Origin of the sequence: Chromobacterium paludis (assembly GCF_008275125.1) — a bacterium.
In the GTDB taxonomy this organism is placed as follows: Bacteria; Pseudomonadota; Gammaproteobacteria; order Burkholderiales; family Chromobacteriaceae; genus Chromobacterium; species Chromobacterium paludis.
This window is the reverse complement of sequence record NZ_CP043473.1, coordinates 1,740,741-1,762,739: the sequence shown is the minus strand read 5'-3', so window position 1 is coordinate 1,762,739 and position 21,999 is coordinate 1,740,741. Positions and strand designations below refer to the sequence as shown.

The 21,999-nt window shown below is 63.1% G+C and carries 25 protein-coding genes; 2 read left to right on the top strand and 23 right to left on the bottom strand.

Going from position 1 to position 21,999, the window contains the following annotated elements:
• Window positions 1–3: 3 nt before the first annotated feature.
• Both FYK34_RS08055 and FYK34_RS08050 read right to left on the bottom strand, forming a co-directional pair.
• Window positions 4–393, bottom strand: coding sequence for a lysozyme inhibitor LprI family protein (locus tag FYK34_RS08055; protein ID WP_149295886.1), 390 nt, complete (start codon window positions 391–393; stop codon window positions 4–6).
• Window positions 393–962, bottom strand: a complete 570-nt coding sequence (locus FYK34_RS08050; RefSeq protein ID WP_149295885.1) for an aminodeoxychorismate/anthranilate synthase component II — start codon at window positions 960–962, stop codon at window positions 393–395. Before FYK34_RS08050 ends, FYK34_RS08055 begins: the two co-directional genes overlap by 1 nt.
• Before the next feature lie 542 nt (window positions 963–1,504).
• On the opposite strand from FYK34_RS08050, the gene FYK34_RS08045 reads away from it, so the two are divergent.
• The gene (locus FYK34_RS08045) at window positions 1,505–1,708 is read left to right on the top strand and encodes a cold-shock protein (protein WP_149295884.1); all 204 of its coding nucleotides are present in this window, start codon (window positions 1,505–1,507) and stop codon (window positions 1,706–1,708) included.
• Between the two features lie 12 nt (window positions 1,709–1,720).
• Here FYK34_RS08045 and FYK34_RS08040 read toward each other — a convergent pair whose 3' ends face one another.
• The 13 genes from FYK34_RS08040 to FYK34_RS07980 form a co-directional block, all read right to left on the bottom strand.
• On the bottom strand, window positions 1,721–2,245 hold the full coding sequence (locus FYK34_RS08040) for a hypothetical protein (protein ID WP_149295883.1): 525 nt from the start codon (window positions 2,243–2,245) through the stop codon (window positions 1,721–1,723).
• Window positions 2,245–2,679, bottom strand: coding sequence for a lysozyme (locus tag FYK34_RS08035; RefSeq protein WP_149295882.1), 435 nt, complete (start codon window positions 2,677–2,679; stop codon window positions 2,245–2,247). The genes FYK34_RS08040 and FYK34_RS08035 overlap by 1 nt, the downstream gene beginning before the upstream one ends.
• Window positions 2,680–2,957: 278 nt before the next feature.
• A complete protein-coding gene (locus tag FYK34_RS08030; RefSeq protein ID WP_149295881.1) occupies window positions 2,958–3,236 on the bottom strand; it encodes a phage holin family protein in 279 nt (92 codons plus the stop codon).
• Between the two features lie 33 nt (window positions 3,237–3,269).
• Window positions 3,270–3,500: a hypothetical protein gene (locus FYK34_RS08025; RefSeq protein ID WP_149295880.1), complete on the bottom strand. Its 231-nt coding sequence runs from the start codon at window positions 3,498–3,500 to the stop codon at window positions 3,270–3,272.
• Entirely contained in the window at window positions 3,497–5,485 is a 1,989-nt protein-coding gene (locus FYK34_RS08020; RefSeq protein WP_149295879.1) for a hypothetical protein, read from the bottom strand. Before FYK34_RS08020 ends, FYK34_RS08025 begins: the two co-directional genes overlap by 4 nt.
• Window positions 5,486–5,500: 15 nt before the next feature.
• Entirely contained in the window at window positions 5,501–5,905 is a 405-nt protein-coding gene (locus FYK34_RS08015; RefSeq protein WP_149295878.1) for a hypothetical protein, read from the bottom strand.
• A complete protein-coding gene (locus FYK34_RS08010; RefSeq protein WP_149295877.1) occupies window positions 5,902–6,201 on the bottom strand; it encodes a hypothetical protein in 300 nt (99 codons plus the stop codon). The genes FYK34_RS08015 and FYK34_RS08010 overlap by 4 nt, the downstream gene beginning before the upstream one ends.
• A complete protein-coding gene (locus tag FYK34_RS08005; RefSeq protein ID WP_149295876.1) occupies window positions 6,192–7,343 on the bottom strand; it encodes a hypothetical protein in 1,152 nt (383 codons plus the stop codon). The genes FYK34_RS08010 and FYK34_RS08005 overlap by 10 nt, the downstream gene beginning before the upstream one ends.
• A gap of 45 nt (window positions 7,344–7,388) precedes the next feature.
• A complete protein-coding gene (locus tag FYK34_RS08000; protein WP_149295875.1) occupies window positions 7,389–10,985 on the bottom strand; it encodes a hypothetical protein in 3,597 nt (1,198 codons plus the stop codon).
• A 123-nt stretch (window positions 10,986–11,108) separates the two neighbouring features.
• On the bottom strand, window positions 11,109–11,372 hold the full coding sequence (locus FYK34_RS07995) for a hypothetical protein (RefSeq protein ID WP_149295874.1): 264 nt from the start codon (window positions 11,370–11,372) through the stop codon (window positions 11,109–11,111).
• Between the two features lie 222 nt (window positions 11,373–11,594).
• Window positions 11,595–12,329 (bottom strand): phage regulatory protein/antirepressor Ant, encoded by a 735-nt coding sequence (locus FYK34_RS07990; RefSeq protein WP_149295873.1) that lies wholly within the window; start codon window positions 12,327–12,329, stop codon window positions 11,595–11,597.
• Window positions 12,330–12,332: 3 nt separating this feature from the next.
• Entirely contained in the window at window positions 12,333–12,581 is a 249-nt protein-coding gene (locus tag FYK34_RS07985) for a hypothetical protein (RefSeq protein ID WP_149295872.1), read from the bottom strand.
• A 10-nt stretch (window positions 12,582–12,591) separates the two neighbouring features.
• Window positions 12,592–12,993 carry a hypothetical protein gene (locus FYK34_RS07980; RefSeq protein WP_168209686.1) on the bottom strand — a complete coding sequence of 134 codons (402 nt, stop codon included), beginning with the start codon at window positions 12,991–12,993 and terminating at the stop codon, window positions 12,592–12,594.
• 195 nt (window positions 12,994–13,188) lie between these two features.
• Here FYK34_RS07980 and FYK34_RS07975 point away from each other — a divergent pair, with 195 nt between their 5' ends.
• Entirely contained in the window at window positions 13,189–13,944 is a 756-nt protein-coding gene (locus FYK34_RS07975) for an Arc family DNA-binding protein (protein ID WP_149295870.1), read from the top strand.
• Window positions 13,945–14,018: 74 nt separating this feature from the next.
• Here FYK34_RS07975 and FYK34_RS07970 read toward each other — a convergent pair whose 3' ends face one another.
• The 8 genes from FYK34_RS07970 to FYK34_RS07935 are packed head-to-tail and all read right to left on the bottom strand — an operon-like array spanning window position 14,019 to window position 21,999.
• The gene (locus FYK34_RS07970; protein ID WP_149295869.1) at window positions 14,019–14,609 is read right to left on the bottom strand and encodes a hypothetical protein; all 591 of its coding nucleotides are present in this window, start codon (window positions 14,607–14,609) and stop codon (window positions 14,019–14,021) included.
• A 30-nt stretch (window positions 14,610–14,639) separates the two neighbouring features.
• On the bottom strand, window positions 14,640–15,029 hold the full coding sequence (locus FYK34_RS07965; RefSeq protein ID WP_149295868.1) for a hypothetical protein: 390 nt from the start codon (window positions 15,027–15,029) through the stop codon (window positions 14,640–14,642).
• Window positions 15,026–18,976, bottom strand: coding sequence for a tape measure protein (locus FYK34_RS07960; RefSeq protein ID WP_149295867.1), 3,951 nt, complete (start codon window positions 18,974–18,976; stop codon window positions 15,026–15,028). The genes FYK34_RS07965 and FYK34_RS07960 overlap by 4 nt, the downstream gene beginning before the upstream one ends.
• 51 nt (window positions 18,977–19,027) lie before the next feature.
• Window positions 19,028–19,795 (bottom strand): phage tail tube protein, encoded by a 768-nt coding sequence (locus FYK34_RS07955; RefSeq protein ID WP_149295866.1) that lies wholly within the window; start codon window positions 19,793–19,795, stop codon window positions 19,028–19,030.
• A gap of 51 nt (window positions 19,796–19,846) precedes the next feature.
• The gene (locus FYK34_RS07950) at window positions 19,847–20,302 is read right to left on the bottom strand and encodes a hypothetical protein (protein WP_149295865.1); all 456 of its coding nucleotides are present in this window, start codon (window positions 20,300–20,302) and stop codon (window positions 19,847–19,849) included.
• Window positions 20,299–20,886, bottom strand: coding sequence for a hypothetical protein (locus tag FYK34_RS07945; protein WP_149295864.1), 588 nt, complete (start codon window positions 20,884–20,886; stop codon window positions 20,299–20,301). The genes FYK34_RS07950 and FYK34_RS07945 overlap by 4 nt, the downstream gene beginning before the upstream one ends.
• A complete protein-coding gene (locus tag FYK34_RS07940) occupies window positions 20,876–21,406 on the bottom strand; it encodes a head-tail joining protein (RefSeq protein WP_149295863.1) in 531 nt (176 codons plus the stop codon). Before FYK34_RS07940 ends, FYK34_RS07945 begins: the two co-directional genes overlap by 11 nt.
• Window positions 21,403–21,999 (bottom strand): head-tail connector protein, encoded by a 597-nt coding sequence (locus tag FYK34_RS07935; protein WP_149295862.1) that lies wholly within the window; start codon window positions 21,997–21,999, stop codon window positions 21,403–21,405. Before FYK34_RS07935 ends, FYK34_RS07940 begins: the two co-directional genes overlap by 4 nt.

The window sequence follows — 21,999 nt, the reverse complement described above, 5'->3', positions numbered from 1 at the left end:
TAATCAGCTTTGCCGGCCCAGCTCGGCCAGTCTTTGCGTGTCGAGGTCAATTTCGCAGGCCTGGCGCGCGCGCCCGGCGCCGTTGCCGCTGGCGTAGCTGGCCTCCACCCAGTCGCATTGCTGGCGGCGATAGGCCTCGTAGGCTTGGCGGGCGCGGCGCAGCTCGCGCGCGGCATGGAATCGATTGTCGGTGGCGGCGTCCAGCTTGCGCATGGCCTCCAGCGCGCGGTCTTCTTGCGCCTGAAGCTTGGCCAGGATGTCGGCGTGGCGCTGCTGAAGGCAGGCGGCGATGGCGGGGGTGTTCGGCTGGCGCTGCGTGCATTCGTCCAGCGCGCCCGCGCTCGCTGCCAGCGGCATCAGCAATGCCGCGATGAGCAACCGCGCCGAACGCATCAGGCGAACTCTTTCAGGAAATTGTCCAGCATGCGGTGGCCATGCTCGGTGAGGATGGATTCCGGATGGAACTGCACGCCCTCAATGGGCAGCGTTTTGTGGCGCACGCCCATGATTTCGCCGTCATCGGTCCAGGCGGTGATTTCCAGGCAGTCTGGCAGGGTCTCGCGTTCGATGACCAGCGAGTGGTAGCGGGTGCAGGTCACCGGATTGGGCAGGCCGCGGAACATGCCCTTGTCCAAATGGCTCACGGGGGAGACCTTGCCGTGCATCAACTGTTTGGCGTGGATGATCTTGCCGCCGAAGGCCTGGCCTATGCCCTGGTGGCCCAGGCATACGCCCATGATGGGCAGCTTGCCGGCGAAGTGCAGGATGGCCGGGACCGATACGCCTGCCTCGTTGGGGGTGCAAGGTCCGGGCGAAATGACGAGGTATTGAGGTTTCAGCGCCTCGATTTGTTCCACTGATATCTCGTCGTTGCGGAACACCTTCACCTCCTGCCCCAGCTCGCCGAAGTATTGCACCAGGTTGTAAGTGAAGGAGTCGTAGTTATCAATCATCAATAGCATTTTTGGCCTATATCCTTGATTTTACTGGCGTAAATTAGATGGCCAGCTATTTGATACCCCCATATGTACCCCCAATTTGTTTTGCTGGGGGAAGGGTAGGGTGAAATGTTACGGATTACTATACCGGATGATCGCCGGGTTCGCAGCAGGGCGGGTGCGATCAGCAACAGAGGAGTCTCCGTCATATCCCCACCGCTCGTCGGATGCCAGTTGCCGGCGGCGCGCCTATTCCGCATATTGAAATTGTACAAATTCAAGATGCGAATCACCCCATGACACGCCCCTATGACCTGATGGACTTGGCCGATGAGCTGGACATGGCCATGCCCGACATGATTCGCCCCTCGTACCAGTGTTTTGTCAATTCCGCTTGACAGTTTAAAGACAATCTGTGCACAATGAAAAAGCAGGATATTCAAGCGCCATATCTATCGACACCTCGTTGCCCATCCAAGTTGGTCTTCATTGTTTCCTTATCTATTCCTTGATTATCATGCCTTTGGCAATTTTATTGCCCTTAATTGACACGCAAGGAGTACATTATGGAAACTGGGATCGTTAAATTTTTCAACGACGCAAAAGGTTTTGGTTTTATCACCCCGGACAATGGTGGTGATGATCTGTTCGCACACTTTTCTGAAATTCGTGCAGATGGATTCAAATCTCTGAATGAAGGCCAAAAAGTGGGCTTCACCAGAGCGATGGGCCAAAAGGGCCCGGCAGCGACTGGCATTCAGCCGCTTTAAGCATTGCCGCTATCAAAAAAGCCCCATAGGGGCTTTTTTTGTTTTGGAGTAGAGCGGCAGCTGGCGATCAGCCTGCAAAATCACTTGGCAGGCGCTAAGCTGTTTTACGACGTCATCGGCCTCGCCGGCGAGTCGGAGAGCATCTTCTCCATGCGCTGCAAGAAAGTCGGCTGGCGGGGACGCATCACGTCGGCCGGCGCCGGCGGTAGTTGCGGGCAAATGCCCGGCACGGGCAAGCTGCTGGTCGCGCAGCCGGAGATTAGCACGCAGCCGATCAACGGCAGCAGCCAGGTCTTGTTTCCCATCTTCGAGTCCTTTCTGATATTGAGCGGAAGCCGCGGCTTCGCTGGCGGCCTTGGCATGCTCAGCTGCGCGCGCTGCCTGCACCTGATTCGCCAGCTGCTGAGCCTGCGCGGCCCTGGCGTCGGCAGCGTCTCGCTCCGCCATGACGGCGCGCGCCTCCCAGCCCAGTGCCACAAGGGCTGCGATGGCCAGCGCCAGCAGGATTTCGCGCCAGTATTTGAGGATGACCAGCATCACGGAGCCTCCTTGAATAGCGCCTGCTCAGCCTGCCGGCGCGACAGTAGCCCCAGCACTGCCTTGCCGCCGGCCTTGTCCCACAAGGGGAACTGCCTAGCCGCGCCCTGGTAGTCGCCCTGATTCAGCAGGCGCAGCAGGGTGGAGCTTTGCAGATTGCCCAGGCCCAGGTTGTAGCTGAAGCTGATCAAGGCGTCGAACTGGTTCTGATTGATGGGCGTCTTGACCAGATTGCCTACGCCTTGTTCAAAGCGGACCAGGTCCTGGCGCAGCAGCTGCTCCGCTTGATCGTTGCTGATGGTCAGGCCCGGCTTCACATCAGGACCGGTGTGGCCGTAGCCTATGGTCCAGACGCCTACCGAATCCTGGTAGGCGGCCAGTTTGAGCCCTTCGAACTGTTTGATCATATTGACGCCGTTGGCGCTGGTTTGCATTTCCGGTTCCTAAATGATTTTGGCCTGCACGGGCAGGCCATATGGACAGTTGGCGTTTGGAATGCTGCTGGATATAACGCATGCATCCCACATGAGAGAGTTCAGATGCTCCGCGCGTTACCGTTCGTGCTGTATGGCCTAGCCATTGCCGTCATCTTGTTTTTGCTGTCGCAATGGATCGAGTCTGCAAAAGCTCCCGGCGAATGCCCAGAGGCGGAACGGGTGGCCGGACTGAGCCTGGCATGCATCAAACAGCAGGCAGAGCGTGCCAGAGAGAACTAGCGCGGCAGCGCATCCGCCCGGCGCTTGAGCCAGGCTTCCAGGTATTGCGCGCCGAGTATGCCCAGGCCGGCGCCGATGCCGACCAGGGCGGGAAGCGGCAGATCCGGGAACTGCATCAGCGCCACTCCGGCGATTGTCGACGTGGCCCCGCCGAGGATGGCGCGGCCGACAGCCAGGCGAACGGTGATGGCTTCCTGGCTCACCAGCAATTTGCCCAGCCCGATCAGTGCGCCTACCACCAGCAGCGCGGCCAGCCCCTTCTCATGTTCCTGCATGTCCCCTCCCTTCAAAATGGCCCGGCCGGGCCGTTACACTTCAATCTCGATGAATGGCAAATCCGGCGCAGCCGACTTGACCGCGCCGCCCTGCAGGTAGACGCGCATCGGCGCCGCGAACTCAGCCGCGGCGCGGACGCGAAGCGTCCCGCCCTCGGCGAGCTGGACCAGCACCGTCCCATCCGCATAACGTTGCGAGATAGTGCCGACGCGCAGCGGATCATCGGCCAGCAGGTCGGTCAGCCGCTCATACAGGTTTTTCATGCTCGACGCTCCATATCCAGGGTTTGGCGCACTACCAGCGCGCTGCGCCGCTCGGCGCTGATCCGCACGCCGCGCACCATGGCGCGGAACGGATCGCCGCCGGTGACGGCCACCAGATCGCCCGGCAGGGCCAGGCGGGTATCGCTGAATACCGGCAGGCTGATGCTGACGCGGCAGCTGCGGCCCGATTGTGCGATGGCGTTGAGGCCGCGCATGCGTGCGGCGGCGGCATCCGTCACCAGCGGGTCGATGATGGTTTCGCCGACGCTGGCGCCAGCCGTGCCGGCCCGCTTGACGCGCGCGATCACGCCGGCGCGTTCGCCGGTGACGATCACGCTGTCGATGGCCGGCGTCTCGTCCCAATCCTCGCTCAGCGTCTCCAGCACCGCCTCGGGTAGTTGCAGCTGCGGCATGACGCTGCCCCAGCCCCATGGCGCAGCCGAATAAAGCGGCCTGGCCAGCAGCTGGCGCGCGCCCGGCGCGCCGATAACTGTGCCGCCGGCCGCCTCGGCCAGCCTAGCCACCCGAGCCAGCGGCGTCATCTGCTCCCAGCTCCAGGCGCCGGCCGGCACCAGCCAATCCGGCAGTTTCCAATCCAAGGTGTAGCCGCTCATTTCTAGGGCCTGGTCGGCCAGCTGGCGCGCATTCGTCGGCGCGCTGACGACGCCGCTGGCGGCCGGCCACAGCGGGGCATCCAGCTCGGCGTGGACCGAGCGGCCGGTCATGCGGATGGCGCGCGCGCCGCCGAATTGCCGGCTGCGGCTCCAGCGTTCGGCCAGCCACAGCACCTCGTGGCCGTTGATCGATAGGCGCATCACTTCTCGGGCAGAAAGGTCGCGCAGGGCCGCCTCGGGCAGGGTCACATCGACGCCCCACAGGGCAGTACCAGCGTCCAGCGAGACGGCGGCGGCCAGCACCGGGATTTCTTGCCCGTCGCGTTCGCGGGTCAGGATGACGGTTGCGGTCATCAAATACGTCCTCATGGCGGGGATCACGTCCGGGCCGTCGTCGCAGCAACGGAGCGCAAAATCCAGGTTGAGCTGGCAGGGCAGCAGTTCGCAGCGGAAATCCAGATCGATGCTGTGCTCGTGAATCGGCGGCTCGACGGGCGGCGGCGCCCACCAGCCTGGCCCCAGCACAGGCTGGCCGCGCTGGAAGCGGTTGCTGGCCAGGTGTGGCAGGCGCTTCGCTGGCTGATACTGCCCCAGCAGCAGAAATAGCGCGCTCCGCGCCGTCTGCCAGCCGCCGGAAGTGCCCGCGCGCGCCGCACCCATCACCTGATGCGGGCTGGCCATCTGCATCAACCGATGGTCGGAGACCTCCCAGGCAGCGCAGCGATGGGCGGGCGCGGGCAGCAGCGAGCGCGATGGCCCGGCAGTCGCCGCCGGCATCCGTTCAGTCAGCTGCCATTGGCCCACGCGGTCAAACTGCGTCCGGGGCGGGACGATCCACCCGGCAGCCGGCGCCGCCATCTGATGCGCGCCGCTCTGCCATGGCTCGCATCGTTCGACGTGCCGGCGGGCACTGGTTTCGTGCGCGCTGGCGGTCTGCGGAGCCGCGGTCAATCCGACGTGCCAGCCCGGCGCCGGACCTCCGGTTTTGCCGCGCCAGACATTGACGTCATAGGCGATAGAGGCGGTGTCCCTGGGCTTGGCTGCGGTCCCGGCCAGCGCTGCCGGCAGCAGGATCTGCATCGAGGCGTGAGCATGCGCAGCGGCAGCGCGGCCCTCGAGGCTGATTGGGAAGCTGGATTGCTCTATCCCCAGCGCCAGCTGCGCGCGCGGAGAGCCGGCGCGAGCCAGGAGGGTGCCGGCGTTGACGTCGGGCGGATTGAAGTCCAGCGCCACCTGGCTGCCGGGTGGCGGCGTGTACGGCCCGACGAATTCCAGATCGACTGGTCCGCTGGATGTTGAGAACGTCAGATTGACGGCGCCAGGGTCGGCCGGCGTGGCGATGCCGCGAAATTCCAAATCAGTGCGCGGCATCGTGTTTACTCCAGATTAGGGTTCCAGCAGCTTGGCGCCGCTGAGCCGGACCAGCGCGCCGGGTTGCAGGTCAATAATTGGCAACTCCACAGCCGCGCCAGCGCCGGGCAGGCCGACATCCATGTCCGCTACCGGCTGGCCATCACCGGTCACGAGGCGAGCCCATGCGGCGCGGCCTGCGGCAGAGACCATGCCCTCAGTCGCTCCAGCCAGGACCAGCTCAGCGGCGTCGCTGATCGTGCCGGACGGCTTGGACAGCGCGATTTCCACCAGCGCGCCGGAGACCGGGGCGAAGTCTTGCGGCGGCGAGCCGCCATACAGCAACAACTTGGCTGGTTTGCTGGCGCTGTCCAAGGTGTTCAGCACCGCCAGCGCGCGAGCGCGCCGGGCTGCGAGAGCGTAGCGAATTACGTCGCTCATTTCGGCATCTCCGGGGTGATGTTGTCGGCGATGACGGCGTTTTTTTGGCCGGCAGGGTCTGAACTGATAACCATGTAGCGCATACTCATGTCCAGATTATTGAATGCATATTTGCCACTTTCGTCAGAAATCGTGCGCGCAACCGGCGTCAGTGGCTTGGCAAGGAGGTACAAAACGGCACGCAAGCCGCTGCCATCTGATTTTATCGATCCCGATATTGAACCTGGTCCGCCAATTCCCGATCCAGGTCGTGTCAGATTGCTAGTAATGGTTTTGATTTCAATGATTACCGCCATGGCCCAATTACATCCATTATTATGCAGCCTATGAGTGAGTTATCTCTAATCTCATTTGTGGATCTTGCTGGATAGTTATCACATATACAATGCACGCAAAGGTACCGATTTTCTAGGTAGTATAAGTCCGGGAAGAGAAATGAGCTAATTTTTACACCAGGCGACATTCCGATAAAATATCCGCCTGCGGAGATTATGTCTGGAATAATTGCGGCAGAATCTTGAGTTGATTTGTTGCAGCAATCTTTGAAGTTGATAATATTTATTATCCTGTTTGGCGTGATGGGCGAGCCATTCGCAGACACATCATTTAATCCTCTTGACATGCTTGCGCTAGAGAATGAACCATTGAAGTATCTGCAATAGGTTGTGATAGTATAGGTCGTCCCGCCGCTCTCAAGATCCGCCTTTGGTCGCACGACACATGCGGCTCCTGGAGCAATTGGCGGAGTTGCATAACAAGGGTCGCCAAAGAAGAAGCTACCTCTAGCCTTTATTGAGCTATTTACACCTTTGTAGTCGCAAAATAGATAAAATGATTGATTGTCGCCAATCAATAGCCATGCCACCTCGTTGCTTCCATCGTAATTGCATAGCTTAGTGATTCCTCCATCTGCAAATATTCCAGTTGCAGTATTAATGTCAGACATCCTCTCTGATGCCTTAATAAGAGTGTATGGAGTTCCGGAATTTGACTTATCTGGATTGCTATCATCAATACGCAGATAGGCACCTGATGATCCAATTGCTTGCGATTTAAACACGCCAACATTGCCAGCGGCAAACGGCTTGCTAAAACCCAGCGGCGCCCGGCGCAGGCTGGCCGCCGAGACCGTTGTGATCGCAATCGGGCAGTCGACCTTGATGAAGTCCGCGCCGGCCTCTTTGACGCGATATTCGCCATTCGCGTCCGATGGCACCGCATCGCGCAGTTCGACCACGTCTGGCCACTTATAGCCATGGCCCTGGTCGAGCGAGATCGTCGCGACGCCGTTCGCCCACGAAACCGCGCGGCAGGGGCGGAGGTTGAAGCCGGTCACCAGGCAGGATTCCAGGATCGCCAACACCGAGCCTGGGGAGCGGTTCCACACCGGCGCGCCGGTATCGGTGCTGAAATAGGCTTTGACGGGCAGTTTGGCCATATCGACTCCAAAAATGAAGAACCCGGCGCGAGGCCGGGCTTGGGTTTAGGTTCTATCCGTGTCCCCGCGGATTTGCAGGGTGAAGCGGTCGTCGTTGACGGTTGGCGGTCCCATCAGCACGGTGCGGGCCAGCCAGATGGGCGAGTTCGCCGGCACCGTGTTGAAGCGCAGCACATTGCCGGCCGACCAGCCGCTGCCCCAGCCGACGTCGCGCAGCTGGAAGTAAGGCGTGCCGCTGACCGGGTTGATCGGCTTGCAGTCGGTGTTGATGGTGCCGACGCCGATCTGGCCCAGCGTCTCGCCAATGATGCGGAACTCGCTGGGGCTGGTAAAAATGAGCGCCCAGCGCTGCTGGATGGCGCCGTCGTTGCCGCACTCCACCGGATACTGCGCCTCGTTGTACTGCGCCAGGATGGGCGCGCCGTCCAGCACGTCCTGCCAGCGGTTGGTCCAGCTCTGCTGGCTGAACAGCTTGGTGGCGCGGGCCTTCAGATTGCCCAGCAGCATGGCACTGGACACCAGGGTCTCGCCGGCCGGGTAGTCGTGGCTGAGCTGGCGGGTCAGGGCGATGTCGCCGCTGATCTGCACGTCGTAGCAGCGCGCCATGTCCTCGATGCGATGCTCGGCCGTCAGCGGCGGAATCAGCCCGTCCAGTTTCAGCGGCGTTTTCAGGGTCAGCGTGCCGATATCCAGATCCGTCCAATACAGAGCCGGGTCCATCAGCGTGCCGACGCTGTCGCGGATGCGCAGGCTGGCCAGGCGTCCGCGGCCCACGTTGTACGGCACCCCGGCGCTGACGGGATTGGGCAGCGGAAACTTGCCGGTGTGATGCACCACCAGCACGTTATCGCTGGTGAATACCGGCACCCGGCCGTCCACCGGCAGGCGCACCGCGTCCAGGCCCAGAATGGCGCTGTCCATCGGCAGATAGGTGAAGCCGACCGCGTTGTAACGCAGGGTGTCGGCCAGCACCGGCTCCGGCCGCCAGATTTTGCCGTCGGCGTCCACCAGGTCGGCGCGATACCAGATTTGTTTCTCGTTGCCGGCGGCCGGCACCAGCTGGCCGAAGCGGATATGAACCACGCCGGTGGCGTAGTCCACCCGGCCCTGCATCTTGTCGTTGCCGAAGTAGCTGTCCATGTCGCTGTCCACGCGCAGCTGCGCGCCGCTGACCGAGGTGGCCGATACGCTGAGCGAGCCCGGCCGCATCGGCGCGACCGGCACGCGGAAGGTGATCTCGTCCACCGGCTGGCCGCCGATCTCGGTCAGCAGGGATTGCAGCGCAACTGTGGCGCTGGCGCCCGGCGTCCACGTTTTCAGCGTGGCCACACCGGTCTGGTAGTCCAGCGAGCCGGCCGTGGTGCCGGCACCGGTCGTCGGGTCGATATCCGTCACCAGCCGGCCGCCCACGTCGCGGTAGGTTTTACCCGCGCAGGCAAACTGGACGCTGCCGGACACGATGCGTTCGGCAAACTGGTCCGTCAGGTCCATGCTGAGCGTGGACACCGTGACCTGCTGCTGGGCGGATGTCGCGCCATTATCCGTGCGGTAGCGCACGGTGATGGTGCCGCTGATTCGACAATCCACCGGCCGGTAACTCCAACCCACGTAGGTCCAGCGGGCGGAACCGCCGCTTCCTATATCGGGGCGCCGATATTGCCAGTCCTCCACCGGGATCTGCACGCGCGCGGTTGGCTGGATGCGTAGTTTGCCGGCGGCGTAATCGATGGTGGCCACCACGTCGCCGCTGGTCCCGCCGGCACGGTTATCACGGCCGCGCGCCGTTCCCGGCGATCCGACGTATTTCTCGCGCATCGCGCCCCAGTCAGCGGGCTGGCCCAGATCGGACGAAGGCGGCACCGACAGCGGGAACTCGATTTCCAGCGAACCCGGCACAATGCCGGCATCCGGCAGAGACAGCGAGATGACGCCGTCCGCCCCCACCGATGGGCTGTCGAAGGTTGCGCGCAGCGGATTGCCAAACTGGTACTGGAAGGACAGCACGGCCCCGCCCAGCGGAGCGGCGGCCGGCTCGACGCGAACCTCGCCGGTGCTGTAACGGATGGTGCCACTGGCATCGCCCGTGATGGCGCCGTTGCCGTCGTCGCGGGCTGTGCGCGTTGCGTTGCCGTCCGGCCAGCTGATGGTCAGGGTGCCAGGTTGCACCGGACTGCGCTCCAGCGTCACCTCGATGGCCGGCCGGCGTACGGCCAGGCCGGCGCGGTTGAAATAGTTGGTCGGCGTGGCCCAGCTCAGCAGCACCACCGAGCCGACGTCGGGCAGGGCGCCCAGGGTGACCAGCACGGTGCCGGTGCTGAAGTTGATGTTGCCGGCGCCGAACGAGGCATCCTCGCCACGCAGCGCGCCGCTGCCATCGTCGCGCAGGTCATACCAGCGCCCTTGCGTCATGTAGGAGACCAGCAGCGAGCCCGGCGTGGGCGTCACGGGCAGCGTCATCGCATAGCTGAATCCACGGTTTTCCAGGGTGATGTCGATGCTGGCGGTGTCCATCACGCGGGACGGGCTGCCGGCCGGGCCGAACTGGACCGTTTTGGCCCCGCTGTAACTGCTGCCGCCTGGCGCGACGCTCACCACGCCGCGGGCATAGTCCACCGTACCGATGGCGGCCGAGCCGGCCAGCACCTGGCCGCCGGCATCGGTCAGCCGGTAGCCTGGCCCGGTGATCTGCAGCGTGCCGGGCAGGATGCTGCCGCCGACATACAGCGGCAGGATGGGCGACAGCATGGCGCCGTAATCGAAGCGCAGCGTGTCGCCGGACTTCACCAGCGCGATGCTGTCGCCGGCGGCGTTGACGTCGACAATCGGCGTTTCAGCGCGCGCGCTGGGCACCAGCTGGGAAAAGATGCTCTCCACGCGGATGCGCAGATCGCCGAGCTTGGCCGGCCGGGCCAGCTTGGCCGCACCATAGTATTTCGCCGCGTCCGCCACCACCGTTTGCAGGATCGCCGCGCGGGAGCTGGCTTGTGCCACGTTATCGAACGGGGAGACCGGCGCGCCGATGAAGTCATAGCGCAATGGGTCGCTGATGTCGCAGGTCACGATGCGCACGCGGTAGGTGATGGGTTGGCCGCCCGAGCCACCGTCCTGGGTGAACTCGCGCACCACCGCGTTGACGCGGGTGATGCGGACATACTGCTCCACCTCGCTCGGCTTGTCGGCATCGTTGACCAGGCACAGCACACTGCCCACCGCCGGCAACTCCACGCGCTCGCGCTGCCAGATCTGGATCACGCGCTGGCCGGCCAGCTGCCGCTCCCACAAATAGCCCTGCCAACGACCGCCGCGCGCCAGGTAGCGCTCCACGAAGTCGCGCGCATTGGCGCGTTTGTCGTTCCAGCTGCCGCTGGTGAACAGGGTCACGCTGACACGCGGGTCGGACGGCGGCGCATCCAGGATGACGTGGGAGCCGAAATAGGTGTCGGCCAGCGCCGTGCGCACCGCGGCATAGCATTTGCGCAGGCTGACCCGTCCATAGGTGCGGTCCAGCTCGCTGATGTCATCAAACAGATTGTTGCTGGCGCCGTCCACCACGACATTGCCGGTCATCATGCCGCCGCCGTCGTCAAAGTCGGTCAGGCGCTCGCTGGCCAGCAGCTGGATGGCGGAATCGGTGATGGGCATTTCAGGGCTCCAGAATAGAAAACGCCACGCGTGGGGCGTGGCGGGTGAGTACGAATTTTTACTTAGGTCCGGCATTGAGAGCACAGCGCCATCTAGGCGGGGTTGTGTGTCCCTTCGGGATGCCTATTTTTTCTTGGCGGGTGGTTTTTGAGCAAGTGCAGAGCCTGCAGCGGATTTTGCATTGCTTCCGGTGCTGCCACTTTTAAGTACATTTGAAGCCTGGGTTGCTGCAGGCTTAGATGTAACTTTCTTGGGTGCTTTGGTTTGAGAAAGAGCACTAGCCGCTGCAGTCTTGGATGCTTGGCTGGTGGAGTTGCTCGTTAACGTTTTGGAGGCGGCGGTTGCAGCCTTAGGCTGAGTGACTTTCTTTCTTGGATCCGATGGCATATAAACTCCAAAAATGAAAAAAATGATGTCAACGATACTGGGGTCGTTGCATTTTTAACTTATCACTATCAATAGCCATATGCCTAGATGACTTATTTCAGTGGAGTATGAAATCGTTTTATGATTGTAATTGTGTGCATTATTTGCACTTTTGATATCGCCTGTGAATTGCAGCCCCCGCTAAGGGGGCTCAAATTTGAGTTTCTTGAGAAGATTTTCGACCTATGCAGATGCACCCATGGCAATCATCTCCGCCAGCTTGGCCAAACCCTTCGGCGTGATCAGGGGCTGTAGCACCGTCTCAGCCTCGCCGCTGTTGTGGTGGATGGTTACTGGCTTGTGGGTCAGCACCCCTTGGCGCTCGCGCACCGCATTGCCGACGAGCCGACCGTTGCTCATCCTGCGGTAGACCCACTCCTGCTGGATCAGTAAAGCCTTGAAGTGCTTCTCCTGAATGTTGAGGGCTTTGGCAGCGTCTCGGATGCAAAGATCGCCCTTGGATATAGCCAGCATGTCTTGGGCGGCGACTTTCGGCGCCTGCTCAACGATCTGGTTTTCGAGCATCAGATTTTTCTGCTCAGCAATCTGCCTGCCTTCCAACTGATCCGCCCAGGCGCGTGCAGCGGCGACCGGGTCTTGGAAGTCCGGGAGGGCTGGGGCGACCGTTGCTTGCTCCAACTCAAGCCAGCGATCAATGATGCGCTTGCGCAGCTTCACGTTGTAGCCAGCGACCAGGGTTAAGGTCAGGTCTTTGGGGAGACGAAAGCAGGGGTATTCTTGCCCGTTTTGTTCATTACGGTAGGTATCCCCAAATTTGGGGACACCCTCTGCGCCATAAAGCTCAATCAGCATCAGGCGGATGTCACGCATAACGTGATCGTGGCGCTTTTCGCACAGCTCAGATATCTCCCGACTGCTCATGGTAATGGTCTGACCGTTTAGTGGCATCAGGTTCATGGCTCAGCCTCCGATCATCTGGATGGATTGGCGGCCAATCTGGAACGCGCGCTCCAAGTTGGCGAATAGGGTGGCGGTGTTGCCTTGCTTGGTGACGCGCATGGTGTTGTCTGGCAGCAGTTCGAGCAAGACCGCGCCTTGTGGGCGGGCTTGAGCTTTTTGCGCAGCACGCTGGGCACCCTCAAGTTTGGAGACGGCCCCTTCGCCTGGCCGATCTGCGGCCTTGCAGGTATTCATGGTCATTTGTTTCATGCTCGTCTCCTCAAGCGGCCAGCAAGTGGTTTTGGATCTGTTCGCGTAGCACATCGGCATCATTGTGCAAACCAGATGCCAGCACCTTGGCATGGATGGCCAAACCACGGATATCGTTGTCGTCGGCAGAAAGCCGAGCGATGGCGCTGGCCAGTGTGCGCAGGTCTTCCAGCTGGGAGGTGATGATGTCAAGTGTCTCGACGCTGTCGAGGAGGCTGAAGCCTTGACGAATAGGGGTTTTCTCACTATATTGCATAGCGAAATTTCCTTGAATTAGAGAGTTCAGGATTTTCGATACCGAGGCCTCAGCTGTTAGCGCAGCTGGGGCTTCACTCATTTCCGAGGTGGTTGTTTCAGGCTGCCTTGTCAAGTTGCTCCTCCTCGCGTTTTCGGCTTTCTTCAAGCCTTGCAATCACTTCGCCAGACAGTGTTCGCCTGTTGTCAACAGCCTTATGTTGAAGCCAGATCTTGAGATCATCTGGCAGCCTCATGCTTGTCGGCGGGGGCAGGTTGCTCATAGGTTCCTTTCATGGTTATTGAAGCACGGTGCTATGGTAGTACCGTGCTTTATTGAAGTCAAGCACCGTGCTGCACTACTATTCACCTCATGGCACGCACAGACCCCCAAGTAAACATGAGAATGCCGGCTGAGCTGAAGGACATGCTTCAGCAAGTCGCAGTTGCTAATGGCCGCTCGCTAAACGCAGAGATCGTCCATCGACTGCAGGGCAGCTTAGAACTGACTCCATCGGAAATTTCAGAGCATAAAAAAGTCGAAATCTTGTTGATCTTCGAAGACTGGTGCCCAAAAGCGCCAAGCGGTGGTGTGCCGAGATGTCATGAAGAAGATTTCGTCTTGTTTTGCCAGCTCTTGGAATCAAAGGCACCTGAATTACTTAATAAGTACGGCATGGACAGTCTTGATGTTTCGATCACGCCTCAATATCTGTCGGATCTATACTCGGCCTGGGGTGACTATGCCAACACCACTGAATCGGTTGTCTGGGACACGAAGCAACGCCTTGCTGACGAGCGCCGGAAAGGTGAGCTTTACTTTGGGTTCAGAAAGTGGTGGCAAGACCACCCAGTCCCAGAGTCCATGGCATTTACCATGTTTGTTGATCATTATAATTCCGGTAAATGCTATGAAACGCGAGGCAAGATCACAGACCTTACCAATATCACCAAGTCGTTTTTGGAATCGCTCCATTTTGTATGGGGTTGTGAGGTACCACACCGCTTGCGGGCACATGGCCTTCAAAATGATTGGGAGAGGTCTGACTATCAAAAGATCAGTGGCGAAATTGCTGAACTAAAGGCTCTTCTCCTCGCCAGGACAGCCCCGCCAGAGTCTGATAACTAAAGAATCAGAGGTTTGAAATGACCAAGCCCCGTAGTTACGGGGCTTGGTGTATCTTGACCTCATGCTCTTTTTTTCTAAGCTCCAGCCTCTCGCGGGAACTCACGGCAATTGGCGATTTCCTTGACCGCCTTCGTAGTCCATTTGGTTGCGTTGTCCTGCATGATGTACATCACGCCCTCGCGCTGGCTCATGAAGGCCAGGTAAGACGATATGCGGTCCTCCATCGAGAGCAGGACCTTGAGTTTTGCATCGTTGATGCAGGTGGAGAACGTCAGTTTTTGCAGCTTATCCTTGGCGTCCTTCATTCGAGTAACCGGCGTCGCCAATGAAATTCTTGGCGTGTTCGAAGCGATACGCTCCTCCTCGGTAAAGCTAGCCTCCAACTGCAACAGTTGCTGAGCCTCTCCCTCGGTTTTTGCGATCAGCGCATCTCGCTTGGCGCGGTCCGCCTCGACCTGCTTCCTGAAGGCTTCCCGCCCTTTGGCGAAAATTTCATCGGTGGAGAGTGGCGCCGATGCAGCGGCACCTGCAACTGCAACAGGAGCGGAGGCAGTTGCCCTCGGCGAGGTCTGCACGGGATCGGATCGGTGCTGTTTCATCAGCATGCCAAAGGCGGCAAGTGCAATGCCGATACCGATCAGCACATAGAACGAGGATGTTCTCATAGTAATGGGTGAATAGTTATGTCGTATGGATTATATCCCCAGTAGCCTGATTGTCAGCAGCATCCAGTCATTTTGCCGGGGCGATACCGCTAGCTCCAGCACCGGCCGCGCCTCCACCGCCTGACCATCCTGGCGGTTGAAGGTCACCGGGTAGTCTTGGCCATGCCTGGTCAGCTTGAGCCGGATACCCGGTTGCGAGGCCCACGCCTGGAGCTGGTCCACCGCCGCGCGGGGCACCCAGCCGGTATCGGGCTGACTCTGGAAGGTCATGGGCCGGCCCGCCTGCTTGATGCTCTCGTCCACCAGCAGCGCGCCGGTCAGGGTGTAGCTGATGGCCTGATCGACCGGCTGCCAGTAGGGCTGCAGCTCGGTCATGTCGTCGCTCAGCGTCACCGCCGTGGTTCCATCGCTTAGTATCATGCGCCTCTCCGTTTCAACGATTCCAGCGCGCGGACCAGCTGCTCGGCGTCGCCATCGCTGGCCACTTCCACGCTTTGCGATGGGCCGCCGGGCAGGGCCAGTTCGACGCGAACCGTCCGCGAAGGGCCAGCTGTCGCGGGTGAGGGCGTGGCGTCGTTTCTTCCAGCCGTTTGCCTGGCTTGCTCGTCTCGCTGCTGGGCCTCGCGGATGCGCTGGCGGGCCGCCTGCTCGACAGCGGCTCTCGCGGCCAGGGCCGCGGCGTTGTTGCCTGACTTCTGCGCCAGCTCATCCACTCGGGCCAGATCCTGCTGCAGCTTGCGCTGCTCGATGGCGGCAGTGTTGCCGGCCGAGCGGTCAAGCTCGTCCTGCGCGGCGGCGGCCATCTGCTCCAGCTGCTGCTGGGCTTGCGCCGCTTCTTCCTTCATGGTGCGGATGGCGCCGTTGACGCGCTCCACCTCGCTCTGCAGCCGGCCCAGGTCGGCATCATTCAGTAGATTGAATTGGCGCCGCAGATGGCCCGTGTTGATCTCCGCCGTCTGCGCGGTCACCGTCATCTGCTGGTAGCCGGCGATATTGGCCTCCAGCGCCTGTTGCTGCTCGCTGAATGCTGCTTTGGCGCCACGCAGCGATTGGTCAATCGCCCGCCACCACTGGTCTATCGAGCGCACGCCCTTCATGGCCTGCAGGTAGTTGGCGTTGGCCATCTGCGCCGTGGCTGCGCTGGTTTCCTGCGCCAGCCGTTGCAGCTCGACCGATATCATCGAGACGTAGCTGACGGTCTTCTCTTTCGCTTTGTTGGCACCGTCCGCCATATCGTCGCCGGCGGCTTTGGCTTCCTTGCCGGCGCTGCGCGCGGCGCTGGCCATCTTGTCCATGGAGGCCGCGCCGACGTTGCCGGCATGCTCGGCTTGCTCGGCTAGCTTGGCGAACTCCGTCCCCACGCCCAACACCTCGGCGCGCGACTTGAGCATGGCGCGCGTGATGAAGTCACCAGACGCCAGGGCCTTCTCGCTGTAAGCCAGGAAGGCGGCCTTCACATCTTTCTGCGTGGCCAGCCCCTTGCCGGCGGCTTGCTCGACTTGGTGAAAGGCCTTTTCCGCCTCGTTGGCCGCTTTCTTCAGCTCAGCCTGCGAGGTGATGCCCAGCGTGCGGTAGGCGGCCAGCGTGTCGTCAGCGTTCTTCTTGACCGCCGCGGCATGCGCGTCGGCGGCGCGGGTAGCGTTCTTCAGCGCCTGGACCTCGTCTTCCAGCGCGGTGATGCCTTGCCGGGCGGCCACTTCGCGTTGCCGGTCCGCGTCGGATAGCTTGGTCTTGGCGGCGTTTTGCTGTTCGATCAAGGCCAGCTCGCGCTGCGCCATTTCCAGTTCCGACGACTTGGCCTGCAGCTGCGCCTGTTGCAGCGCCAGCTCCGCCTGCGCCACAGCGACGGTCGCCGCGCGGGCGCCCTTGCTGTCCTCATTGGCCTGCGCCACCTCCAGCGTGGCCTTAGCCTCGTCCAGCCGCGCCTTGGCGCTGCGGATGGCGGTGCTGGAGGCCTCGTCGGCGGCCTTCTTGGCGTTCTGGTAGTCCAGCTGCAGCCGCTGCAACGATTGTCCGGTCAGCGCGTTGGCCGCCTGCGCCTGGGTCTGGCCATGCGCCTCTGCTTCCAGTGCCGCCAGTTTGCTGCGCGCGGCGGTCAGCTGCTGGTAGTCCTGCGCGGACAACACGCGCCGGCTGGCGTTCAGCTTCTCGATGCTGGCCAGCTCCGCGCGGGCCAGATCCAGCGCGCGGGCTTTTTCCGCGGCGCTGGCGCGCTCCAGCTCCTGCGCGGCGCCGGCTGCGCGGTTGGCCGCCGCTTTGGCGCCGGCCTCGTCGCCGGCGGCTTGGGCTGCCTGGCGGGCGGCTTCTGCCTCCTGAATCTTGGCCCGCGCCAGATTGGCGGCTTCGACGGCGGCATCATGCGAGGCGCGCGCCGCGGCTTCGGTTTTTTGTTCGGCGGACTGGAATATCAGGTCCAGCGCCGGTTTCACGGGGGATAGCTCCCGGAGCAGGCTGGCTGCCGCCTGGCTGAGCTGACTGAACGCGCTGACTTGGCCCTGGGCATCGCCGGACTGGAGCGCATCGCGGAAGTCCGACCAGCGCCGGCGCGCCTCTGTGATCTTGCCGTTGAACTGCTCAATGGCGCCGGACAGCTTGTCCATGCCGGCAGCCAGTACGCCGCCCAGCAGGCCATTGCCGGTCTCGCCGGCAGATGAGAACAGGCTGTTCTTCAGCCGTTGCCAGGCGCTGCCCAGCGATTCGACGCGCTGCGTCGAGTCGCCGAAGGTCTTGTTCAGCTCGACGGCGAGGCGCGGCAGCACTTGTTCGGCGGTCAGCGATCCCGTTTCCAGCAGTTTGGTCAGCTCGGAGTCGGTGACGCCGATGGCGCGTGCGGTGAGCTGAAAGGCGCCGGGCAGGCGCGAACCCAACTGCTCCTTCAGCTCCTCGCTTTGTATGGTGCCCTTTGACACCATTTGCTCCAGCGCGACCAGCGCTTCCTGCACGTCCTCCGAGCTTTTGCCCATGCGCGCCATCGAGGATGAGATCGCCTCGAACACGTCGCGCGCTTTCTGTCCTTCCAGCGCGCTGCCCTTGGTCGCGGACATGAAGCGCGCCCAAGCCTTGCCGGCGCTATCGACATCCAGGCCCAGCCGCTCGCACACCTCGCGCACGTATTTCAGCTCGGACGCGGCTTTCTGGCTACTGCCGGCCACCGTTTCCAGCGTCAGGCGCAGGCTGTCCATCGACAGCATGGCGTGAAAGCCGGCATCCACCGTCAGCGCGGCGGCGGCGGCCGATAGAGCGGCCAGCCCACCGCGTACAGCCAGCGCGGTGGCGTTCAGCTTATGGCCCGCCTGTTCGTGGGCGGCGGCCTGCTCGCGCGCGGCGGAGGCCGCGTGCCGGCTGGCGGCGCCGACTTGGTCCAGCGTGTTGCGCCAGCCGATGGCGGCCGTGCTCGATTGGTCCAGCGAGCGCACCACTTGCAGCTGGATCTGCATCAGCTGCTGCTCGGCGGCGCCGGTGCCGGCCAGCTGGTTGCGCAAGCCGGCCAGCGCCGGCTGCTGGGCGCGCAGCCGTTGTTCCAGCTGCATGGCGCTGCGCGCCGCGCTTTCGAATTCCCGCCGCTGCGCCGCGGTCGGGGCATTGGTTCTGGCCAGTTCAGCGCCGAGGCGCTGGGTCTCCGCGCGGGCCTTCTCGTATTCATTGCGCAGCCGGCCGATTTGCTGGCCAGCCTCCAGCGCTTCGCGGCGCTGCTGCGCCTGCGCGGCGGCGGCTTCGCGCTGGCTGGCTGCCAGAGCCTCGGCAGCCTGCTGAGCCTGGCGATCCTTCTCGGCCAGTTCCTGGGCGGCGGCAGCCGTCGCGCGCGCCAGCGCTTTTTCTTGCTCGGCCTGGCGGGCTGCGGCTTCTGTGGCAGCCGCCTGACGCGCGGCCAGCTCGGCAGGAAAGGCGCGCGCGGCTTGGGCGGTATCGGCCAGTTCCTTGGACAGCTTGCGCTGCGCGGCTGCGAGGGATTGCGTGCTGATGCCGCCATCAGCCAGTTCAGCACGCAGGGCGTTCAGCTGGCGCTGGGTGGTCTGGTAGCGCGCTTCCAGCGCGGCGGCGGCTTTGCGCGCGGCGTCGAACTCGCGGCGCTGCGCGGCGGTGGGTTTTTCCGACTCGGCCAGCGCGCGGCCCAGGCTGGTGGCGCGCTCCCGCGCCGTGTCCAGGGCGCCGCCCATCTCGCCGGCCTGCCGTTTCAGGTTGGCGAACTGCTGGATGGCGGCGTCTTGCCGCGCCAGTCCGCGCAGTTGCTCCGCCAGCGCCGCCGCCTCCGGCGCGGCCTGGCTGCCGCTTTGGGCAATGGCGTCCAGCTCGCGCGCCAGGGCCTTCAGTTCGTCGCCGCCTTCGCCCTTGGCTTGGACGGTGATCTGTACGCGCTTGTCGCTCATGGTCGTCATTCTCCAAAGCGCCCCGCGCGCGGCGGGGCAGGTGTGGATGGTTTAACTCAGTTGCAGCACTCGGCCGAAATAGCCGTAGGTGGGGTCTTGGCCGCGGTTCATGTCGGACAGCAGCTCGCCTTCCAGCTCCAGGCTGGCCGGGCTGTCGTTGATCAGGTCAAGCTTCTTCAACGGGTCCGGCAGGATGCGGTACAGCTCCACCAGCACCGGCTGGTTGCCGTTTGCCGTGTTCAGGCCCTGGAAGCGCAGGGCATAGGCCTGGTCGGTCTGCGTCAGGATGGCTACGCCGCTGGCGCCCTTGCTGGCGCCGCTGGCCTTGAACGGTTGCACATAGCCGTCCACCTTCAGCAACTTGATCGAGCCGTAGAGGTCGAAATCGAAATCCACGCCCTTGACCAGCGTCTTGGCCTTGTCCGGCGTGCTGTCGCTGAGGGTCAGGCTGGTGATGTTGGTGAGAGGCAGGGCGGCGATATCGCCGGCGGCGAGACCAGCCGGCAGCGCGATGTCCTTGAAGTCGCCGGCGGCCATGGTGCTGGCCGAACCGTACAGCGCCAGCTTGAGGTTGGCCTGATTCAGGGAATCCAGCGTGGCCTTGAAGCTGGCTTCCTTGCTCTTGGTCAGCGACAGCGCCTTGGTGCGGCTGCCGGTCATGGATTCGGTTTTTTCGACCTTCTCCACCTTCAGCGACAGCTCCAGATTGCTGACGTTGGACAGGTGGCGATACGGGCCGGGCAGGCCGGTCTTGGGGTCGATGGCGGCAATCAGCACATCGCCCTGGCCGGAGAAATACTCGATGGTGCGGTCAAACATGGCGGCTCCTATAAGCGCGAAGCCCGCCAGGTGGCGGGCGGGTTGGCCGTTTTACTCGGCCGGGTCGTCGTATTCCACCGTCAGCTCAACGGTGGCCAACGTGACGCCGGCGCCGTCATCCGGCATCGGCTCGATCTTGGTTTTGCTCAGCTGCACAGCGCCGCGCAGCAGGCCGGGCGGCATGCTGTTGGTGCGCAGGCAGCGCTTGATGTCGGCGAGGATGGCGTGAGCCTGGCGGCGGTAGTCTGGTCCGATGCCGCACACCTGGGCCTGCAGCGTCATGGTGGCGCTGCAGCGATACTGCCCGGCGCCGGCGCGGCCGGAGATGTCCTCCTCCAGCCCGCAGATCACCAGCACGGCCTCGTCATCGCGCAGCTGCGCGCCCTCGATCTGGACGAATTGGCCGATATTGGTCCGGTAGCCGTTGCTGCGCGTGATGCGGCACAGCAGTTCGGCCAGGCTATCCTCGACCTGCTGCGGCTTGGTCGGCGGCTTCTTGTCGCTCATTTGTCGATCTCCTTGGCGATTTCCAGCTCGAACTGCGCCTCCAGCCGCGCGCCGGCGTCGGCGACGAATTGGCTGTCGTACATTGCCTTCACCATCGAGGCGACGGAGGGCGCGAGCGCGGTGCGAGGGTAGGGCAGCGGCTTGTTGCGGCTGCGCGTGCGCATCGGCTTCAGCTTGCTGCCGGACGGGTTGACGAAGCCGGCCACCACCTTCTTGCCGCCGTCCACCCACGGAATCAGGATGCGCGCGCGGGTGCGGGTGATGGCTTGAACCTCGTAACGCCGGAACTCGGTCACGCGTATGCCCTTGGCGCTAGGCACGATGCGCGCCACATGCGGGCCACTGAGGATATTGGCGGTGCCGCCGTCCTTGCCGGGCTTGTCGAACTTCAGCGCCAACCGCTGGTTGACCGATTTGCGGCGCAGGCCGGTGCGGGCCATGATCGGCTCCACTACCATTTCCCGGCGGATGGTGGTGGCGGTGACCCGCACCGCGCGGCGCAGGGCGCGGTCGATCTGCTGGCCGGTAGCCACCAACTCGGCATTGGCCAACGCCAGCTCAGACAATTGCACGTCAATCTTCATCAATCGCCTTTCTGGCATCGCCCCATACCGCGCGGACGATGCCGTCATCGCCGTCATGCGCCAGCGCCGAAACGGTGTAGACCACGCCGCCGACTTCGATCTTGTCGCCGGGCTGCGGGCGCGGACATTCGATCAGCGGCACCTCCAGCCTGGCGCGGTACACCACGCGGCTGTTGTTCTCGCCCACCAGCACGGCATCGCGCTGCACATGGCAACGGGTCGGCACCGGCTGGCCCTCGCGTGGCAGATAGCGCGCCGGCTGGCCGGCCAGCTCCACCACGGCAGCAGCCTGGCCGCCCGGAGTAGCGCGCGAGAACATCACCACGAATAACCGCGCGCCGATCCGGACATGAGACATCGGGCTCAGCGGCGTATCCGCGCGGGCGCGCAGCTCGACAAACGAGGCCACGCGCAGGCCGGCGATGGCATTGTCGGCGCTGGCCGCTTTCTCCATCAAGCCGAACCAGGCGCGGCCCACGCCGATGATCTCGCCGCGGTGCCGAAGCAGGCCGGCCCTCATAGCGCCACCTCGTCCAGCCGGTACGGCGCCAGCAGGCCGTCCACGAAGTTGCTCGGCAGCTCGGTCAATGTGGCGCCGGCCAGCAAGGCCTCGCGGTGTTCGTAATAGGTGCCGACCCGGAACAGCAGCCAGTGCCGGATATCTTCCGGCACGGCGTCGCCGCTGTCGGCCAGGCCGGCGCGGTAGTCGATCTGGATCGCATCTGGCGCGGCATCCGTCGCCGGCCACGCGCCGGCGCGCGGCTTAAGCTGCAGCCGCGGCCCGCCCGCCAGTGCGATGAAGTCGGTCCAGGGCTGGCGCTGACCGCCTTGCAGCAGCTGGATGGCGGCCACCGTCCTGGCGTTCGCCGTGGGCAGGGTGAGCCAGGGCAGATCCGGCCAGGCGTCCAGCGTCAGCCGGTAGTTGGCTGCCAGCAGCGGCCCGCCGAGCTTGCCCTCGCCAGCGCGCACCGCGGCGCGCTCCAGCCGCTGCAGCAGCGCATCCTCGGCGGCGGTCTCCTCCGGCGACCAGCCGGCATCGATCCGGCACTGCTGCCGCATTTCCACGAGGGTCAGCACCGGCCCGTCATTTCGGTGAATGAGCGAGGCCGGCAT